Consider the following 6,154-nt stretch of genomic DNA (forward strand, 5'->3'; position numbering starts at 1 on the left):
GCCTCGAACTTGTCGGTCACCGGTTCGGAGGAGAGCATGGCCGTCGACGGACCATCGGCCTGCTGATTGTTGAAGTCGACAATGGCAATGAGATTGTCGAGCTTGTGGTGGGCGGCCGACATCGCGGCTTCCCAGGTCGAGCCCTCACCGAGCTCGCCGTCGGACAAAAGATTGTAGACGAAACTGTCGCTTCGCTTGCGCGTCAGCCCCATGCACATACCGACAGCGATGCCAAGGCCGTGACCGAGCGAGCCGCCGGTGATCTCCATGCCGGGCGTGTATGGCGCCATGCCGGACATCGGCATACGGCTTTCATCGCTGCCATAGGTTTCGAGCTCTTCCTCCGGCAGCACGCCCGCTTCGATCAGAGCCGCGTAGAGCGCGATGGCGTAGTGTCCGATCGACAGCAGGAAGCGGTCGCGTCCCTCCCACAACGTGTCCTCCGGCCGGTAACGAAGCGCATGGAAATAGGCGACGGCAAGCACGTCGGCGACACCCAGCGCCTGTCCGACATAACCTTGGCCCTGGACTTGACCCATCCGCACGGCGTGCCGGCGGATACGATAGGCTCGTTCGGCCAGGCTGACATTGCTGCCAGCGCGAGGCATCTCAAGCTCCATTGTCCACTCAGCCATGGATTAGCATCCCACCGTTGACATCGATCACGGCGCCGGTGATGTAGCTGGCCAGATCGGAAGCCAGAAAGAGATAGGCGCCGGCTACGTCGCGCGCCTCGCCCAGCCGGCTGAGCGGGATTCCCTTGATGATGTCGGCGCGCATGGCGTCGGTCAGTTTGTCGCCCGTGATGTCGGTCTGGATCAGGCCCGGCGTGACACAGTTGACGCGGATGCCTTCGGGACCGAATTCGCGCGCCATGGCCTTGGCAAGCCCCAGAACACCCGCCTTGGCAGCCGAATAGTGCGGGCCACCGAAGATGCCGCCGCCGCGCTGGGCCGAAACTGACGACATGCAGATGATCGAGCCGCCGCCATTTTCGCGCATGTTCGGGATGAATGCCTGGCTGAGATAGAGCACGCCGCGTAGGTTGACATCGAGCATGCGGTCCCAGTCAGCCGGGCCGATATCCAGTGTCTTTGCGGGCTGCGTGATCCCGGCAATGTTGCACAGCACGTCGACCTTGCCGAAGGCTTCGGCCACTTCTCCAGCAGCCCTCTTGCACGCATCGAGGTCGGCGACGTTACAGGCGAGGCCAATGTGCTCGGGCCCAAGCGACTCGGCGGCGTCACGGGCCTGTTGCTCATCGAGGTCAAGAATAGCAATGCGCGCGCCTTGCTCCGCCATCAGCGTTGCCGTGGAGCGGCCTATCCCCCGAGGGCCCGCGGCCCCTGAAATCACCACGGCCTTGCCCTTCAGCAACATGTCGAACTCTCCTGCTATTTCTGTTTGCCGGTGATCTAAAGTCGGTAGAACCGGGCAGCGTTGTCATGGAACAGCGCGAGCCGCTCCTCGTGCGGGTAGGCGATCGTAATTTCCTTGAAGGCGTTCAAAATGGCGTCGAAGCTCGAGAACAGCTTGTCGACGGGGAAGTTCGTCGCGAACATCGAGCGGCCGACGCCGAAGGCTGCGATCGCCTCCTCGACATAAGGACGAATCGAGGCCGTGGTCCAAGTCCAGTCGCCCATGCCGAGGCCCGAGATTTTGCAGGCGACGTTCGGCGCTTGCGCCAACTGGTGCATGCCTTTTTTCCAGGCGCCAAAATGCTCGGCGCCGTCGACCTGCATGCCGGTGTGATTGAGAATGATCTGGACGTCGGGAAAGTCGCGCGCGAGTTCGAGGAACTCACCCATCTGGGGATAGTAGAGCTGCAGGTCGAAGCTCAGCCGTCGCTTCGCCAGCTCCCGGAAACCACGCCGCCATTCGGGTGTCCGGCTCACCTCCGGCCGCGCCTGATATGTCTTAGCGGCGTCGGGATGGTAGTTCATCGACTGCCGAATGCCGCGGAAGTTCTGATGTTCCATGTGGCGGTCGAGGAGCTCGCCAACATCGGGTCTAGACAGGTCGGCATAGCCGACGATGCCGTGGGGAAACCCCCGCTTGTCGGCGATCTCCTGCAGCCAGCGCGTCTCCCCAACCGGATCGCTGGGATCGAACCCCACATCCAGGTGCACCGATTTTACGAGGTTCTGGTTCTTGCCGTCCTCAAGATAGTCCTCGAGAAGGTAACTTTTTCGGATCGCCTCGTAGTCACCGAAGGCTGACGGCTTAACCCCGTCGGTCAGCCACGGATAATAATTGGCCTCCAGATCCCACAAATGATGGTGCGGATCGATGAACGGCAGCTCGGCCACGGTCGGGATTCCTTGCTTGAGGTCTGGACCGCCGGCCAAGCCGGCGGGTCCATTGGGTGGCGGTCAGTTGCTCGGGGGAAAGACGCGGGCGATGACCTTCTTGGCCTCGGGACTATCAACCTTGTCGGCCGTAACAAGAGGCATGACCAAGGCCAGATCCTGGGTCACCGCCGCGCCCGTCAGTGCGTTGTAGACCTGTTGAGTTCCGTCGATGCCTTGGCCTACTGCCTCCTGGAAGAAGATGCCCTGGAGCGCTCCCTTCTTGAGCAGCGCGATCGTGGTCGGCGAGCCGTCGGCCACGGTGATGCCGATCTTGCCGGTGAGGCCCCGGGTCTCGACCACCTTGGCGGCGCCGGTGCCGGCTTCGTCATACATGCCGTAGATGGCCTTGATGTCGGGATTGGCGGTCAAGAGGTCGTTTGCCTGGGTGACGGCCTCGTTGATCGTCAGACCCCGCGTTTCCAGCATCTGGACGAGGTCGCAGCCGTCGGCGGCAAACGCCTCCTTGGCGCCCTTGAGGTATTTCTGTGCATTCTCCCGGTCCTGCGGCAGCGACAGCATGCCAACCTTGTTGCCGCCACGCTCCTTGGCAAGCCCGCAGGTGAATTTCCCCTGCGCCTTGCCGGTCTCATAGTTGTTGGCGGTGACCGAGGACGTATAGTTGGTGAGGCCCGGTTGCGGCCCGATGCCGGCGAAGGCGATCGGCACTTTCTGCTTCGCCAGATAGTCGAGCAGCGGCGGTGTCGAGGTCGAGCTGACGGGGCCGATCACGATGGCCGCGACGCCTTTGGTCACGGCGGTCCTGGCATTGTCCATCTGCTTGGCGGGCGAATTCTCCGACGTGTACTCGACATAGTCCATGCCAAGCTCGTTGGCCTTCTCCTTCACGCCGTACCCGACCCATTGCCAGTAGGAGATGTCCAGCGACGGGGCGATGTAGGCGACGGTCTTCTTGTCTTCAGCGTATGATGCGCTGGACAAGGTAGCCGCCGCCAACGCTGCAAGTAGTATGGTCTTAAACTTCATCTTGGTTCCTCCCATTGATGATCTAGATGCGGTTCTTGTTGCTGAAGCGGTCAATCAGCACCGCGAGCAGGATCGCGGCGCCGGTGACTGAGCCTTGCCAGAAGCTGTTCACGCCGATGAGGTTCACGCCGTTCTGGATGCAGGTGATCATCAGAGCGCCCAGCACGGCGCCGATCGCGCTCCCGGTTCCGCCAAAGAGGCTGGCCCCGCCAATGACGACGGCGGCGATTGCCTGCAGCATCAGGCTGGCGCCGGCAGTGGCTTCGGCGTTGAGGATGTAGCTTACCGTCAACAGCCCGGCGAAAGAGGCGAGCAGGCCCGAAGCGACATAGGCTGCAAACTTGATGCGCAGAACCGGAATGCCGAGCAGCCGGGCAGCAATTGCCGACGAGCCGACGGCATAGAACCAGCGTCCGAGCACGACCTTGCGCAAAGCGTATTCCAGCGCGATCATCAATATGATGCAGAACAGAAGATGGTTCGGGATGCCTGGGATGATCTCGCCCGAATTCAGGAGCCAGAAATCCGGCGCGCCGATCGGCATCGAACGACCATTCGTGACGATGAAGGCAAGGCTGCCCGCCACCGCGTAGGTGATGAGCGTGACGACGAAAGGCGCGAGCCCGACGACCGTGACCAGAAGGCCATTGATCGAGCCGAAGACAAGGCCGACGGCCAGGCCGGCAGCACTGGCGGTCAGTCCGTCGGCGCCACTGGCCATCGCCAGCGCGGTCACCATACCGGTCAAGGAAAAGACTGAACCGACCGAAAGATCGATGCCGCCGGTGACCACGACCAGCAAAACACCGAGTGACATGATGATGAGGGGCGCGGCGGCCTGGATGATGTTTTGCAAATTGCCCATGCTGAGTGCAGCGGGCACGAACATGCCGACGGCCAGCAGCAGGACGACGATTGCGGCGGCAATCGCGCCTTCCGTTCGGTAGGACAAAAGAACTGCTGGGACGCGCGAGTTGGTGGTCCGGAGTTTGTCGGTGGTCGTGGTGCCGTTGCTCGCGTCGGTCATGCCGCCATCCCCGTCAGTTCGGCAAGCCCGTCTTCGGTGTAGTGCTCTTCAGGCAGGAATCCCTTCGGCTGCCCATCGGTGTCAAAGGCGAAAATGGCGTCGCAAAGCTCGAGCAGTTCGACGTTCTCGGTCGACCACCAGATGATGATCGCGCCAGCGTCGGCCATCTCCCGGATCAAACCGTAAATGTCATGCTTGGTGCCGATGTCGACGCCACGCGTCGGCTCTTCCAGCACCACCATCCGGAGCGGCAGCCCAAGCCAGCGTGCGACGAGAAGCTTCTGCTGGTTGCCGCCGGACAACGAGGCCGGCAGGTCCCAGATCGAGGTGGCTTTCAACTTCAGCGCTGAAACGAGATCGTGACATTCCTGCCGCTCGGCTGCGGCCACGATCCGCCGTCTTTCGCGAACCCTGCGTGCTGCAAGCACGTTATCGACGATGGGCAGCTGCGAAAGGATCCCCTTGGTTGCGCGGTCGCCCGAAACAAAGCCGATACCGGCCCGCGTCGCTGCCGCTGGGGACGAGAAACGGTCCCCAAAACCCCCGCCCGAAAGGCGCCAGCCAGCTCCGGGTCCGGCGCCCACCAGCGGAGCAATGAGGCCGGTCGGGCCCGCCGGTGCGCCGGCCAGTCCCAGGATGGTGCCGGACGAAATTGCGATCCTGACGTTGTTTGGGCCCAGCAGCTCGATCGGTGGGCTCTGGGGGAGGCCCCTTTGCGGTTTGCGGTGGGTTGCTGGACGCTGCGCGTGTTGGCCCATCTGCTGGATGATGTCCGCGTCGCTGAGCGAGGTCAGGGGCGTGGCATTCGCGATCGTGACGCCATCGCGCAAGATCGTGCAGACATCGCAGAGCGCGCGGATTTCGCGCATACGGTGAGAAACAAAGACGATACCAATGCCTTCTTCTCGCACAAGCCGCTTTAGCACCGAGAAGAGTTTGACCGTCTCGCCGGCTGTCAGGTTGGCGGTGGGCTCATCGAGAAGCAGCACTTCCGCTCCAGTCGAAAGTGCGCGGGCGATCTCGACGATCTGGCCTTCGTGGAGGGACAATTTGCGTGCCGGCCGATCGATGATCTCTTCGCCGATCGCGGGGTCGATCAGGCGGAGCGCACCAAGCGCGATTTCCCGCATGCAGCGACGGCTGATCTGGAACCAGCCCGCCTTTGCATGCACGATGCCGATATTTTCCGCGACCGACAGCTCGGGCAATAGCGCCAGCTCCTGATGCACCACCGCGATGATCGGGCTGGTGTGGCAGGCCTTCGACGAGGCGAAGCTAATATCGCCGGCATCGCGTGAGATCAGCCCGGTGATGATGCGGATCAGAGTGCTTTTGCCGGCGCCGTTGCCGCCCAGGAGCGCGTGGATTTCGCCAGGCCGGACCTGAAAGCTCACGCCCCGAAGGACCCGCGTTGCGCCGTAGTTCTTCTCGACATTGGAAGCCTCGATCAGGGGCTTCCTGCTCAACGTCTGTCCATCTGCCGGCACATAGCCGGCACTACCCAAGCTTTGGGCTGCACCCGGTTCCATTCTGTATCTCCTCCCGAGACCACAGGATGATGCGACCGATTGACATTCGGCTCAATTCTCGTTTCTTAACATTCTGTGTAGCTGAGCTTAACCGACGAGGACGATGTCAGACATCAAGTTCAATTCGATGACGCATTTCGAGGCGGTCGCGCGGCTCGGCGGTGTGGCAAAGGCCGCGCAGGAATTGCAGGTGACACCTTCGGCGGTTAGCCAGCAGCTGCGGCTGCTCGAACACCAACTCGGGGTGCGGCTTTTTCAGCGCG

Annotated in this window: 7 protein-coding genes; 1 reads left to right on the forward strand and 6 read right to left on the reverse strand. The window is 62.2% G+C overall.

What is annotated here, in order from left to right; genetic code table 11:
- The 6 genes from NKJ17_RS33380 to NKJ17_RS33405 form a co-directional block, all read right to left on the reverse strand.
- Positions 1-608, reverse strand: a 608-nt coding sequence (locus tag NKJ17_RS33380; RefSeq protein WP_352691963.1) for a transketolase, incomplete at its 3' end; no start/stop codon positions are given.
- A gap of 19 nt (positions 609-627) precedes the next feature.
- Complete coding sequence (locus NKJ17_RS33385; RefSeq protein ID WP_352691956.1) at positions 628-1,380, reverse strand: SDR family NAD(P)-dependent oxidoreductase; 753 nt, start codon at positions 1,378-1,380, stop codon at positions 628-630.
- Positions 1,381-1,415: 35 nt separating this feature from the next.
- Positions 1,416-2,309 carry an amidohydrolase family protein gene (locus NKJ17_RS33390; RefSeq protein ID WP_352691957.1) on the reverse strand — a complete coding sequence of 298 codons (894 nt, stop codon included), beginning with the start codon at positions 2,307-2,309 and terminating at the stop codon, positions 1,416-1,418.
- Between the two features lie 63 nt (positions 2,310-2,372).
- Positions 2,373-3,335: a substrate-binding domain-containing protein gene (locus tag NKJ17_RS33395; RefSeq protein WP_352691958.1), complete on the reverse strand. Its 963-nt coding sequence runs from the start codon at positions 3,333-3,335 to the stop codon at positions 2,373-2,375.
- Between the two features lie 22 nt (positions 3,336-3,357).
- Positions 3,358-4,362 carry an ABC transporter permease gene (locus tag NKJ17_RS33400; protein WP_352691960.1) on the reverse strand — a complete coding sequence of 335 codons (1,005 nt, stop codon included), beginning with the start codon at positions 4,360-4,362 and terminating at the stop codon, positions 3,358-3,360.
- Entirely contained in the window at positions 4,359-5,891 is a 1,533-nt protein-coding gene (locus NKJ17_RS33405; protein ID WP_352691961.1) for an ATP-binding cassette domain-containing protein, read from the reverse strand. Before NKJ17_RS33405 ends, NKJ17_RS33400 begins: the two co-directional genes overlap by 4 nt.
- Positions 5,892-6,018: 127 nt before the next feature.
- On the opposite strand from NKJ17_RS33405, the gene NKJ17_RS33410 reads away from it, so the two are divergent.
- Positions 6,019-6,154: helix-turn-helix domain-containing protein (locus NKJ17_RS33410; protein WP_352496782.1), on the forward strand; the 136-nt coding region annotated here is incomplete at its 3' end.

This window comes from Mesorhizobium sp. M0208 (assembly GCF_040322015.1).
Taxonomy (GTDB): Bacteria; Pseudomonadota; Alphaproteobacteria; order Rhizobiales; family Rhizobiaceae; genus Mesorhizobium.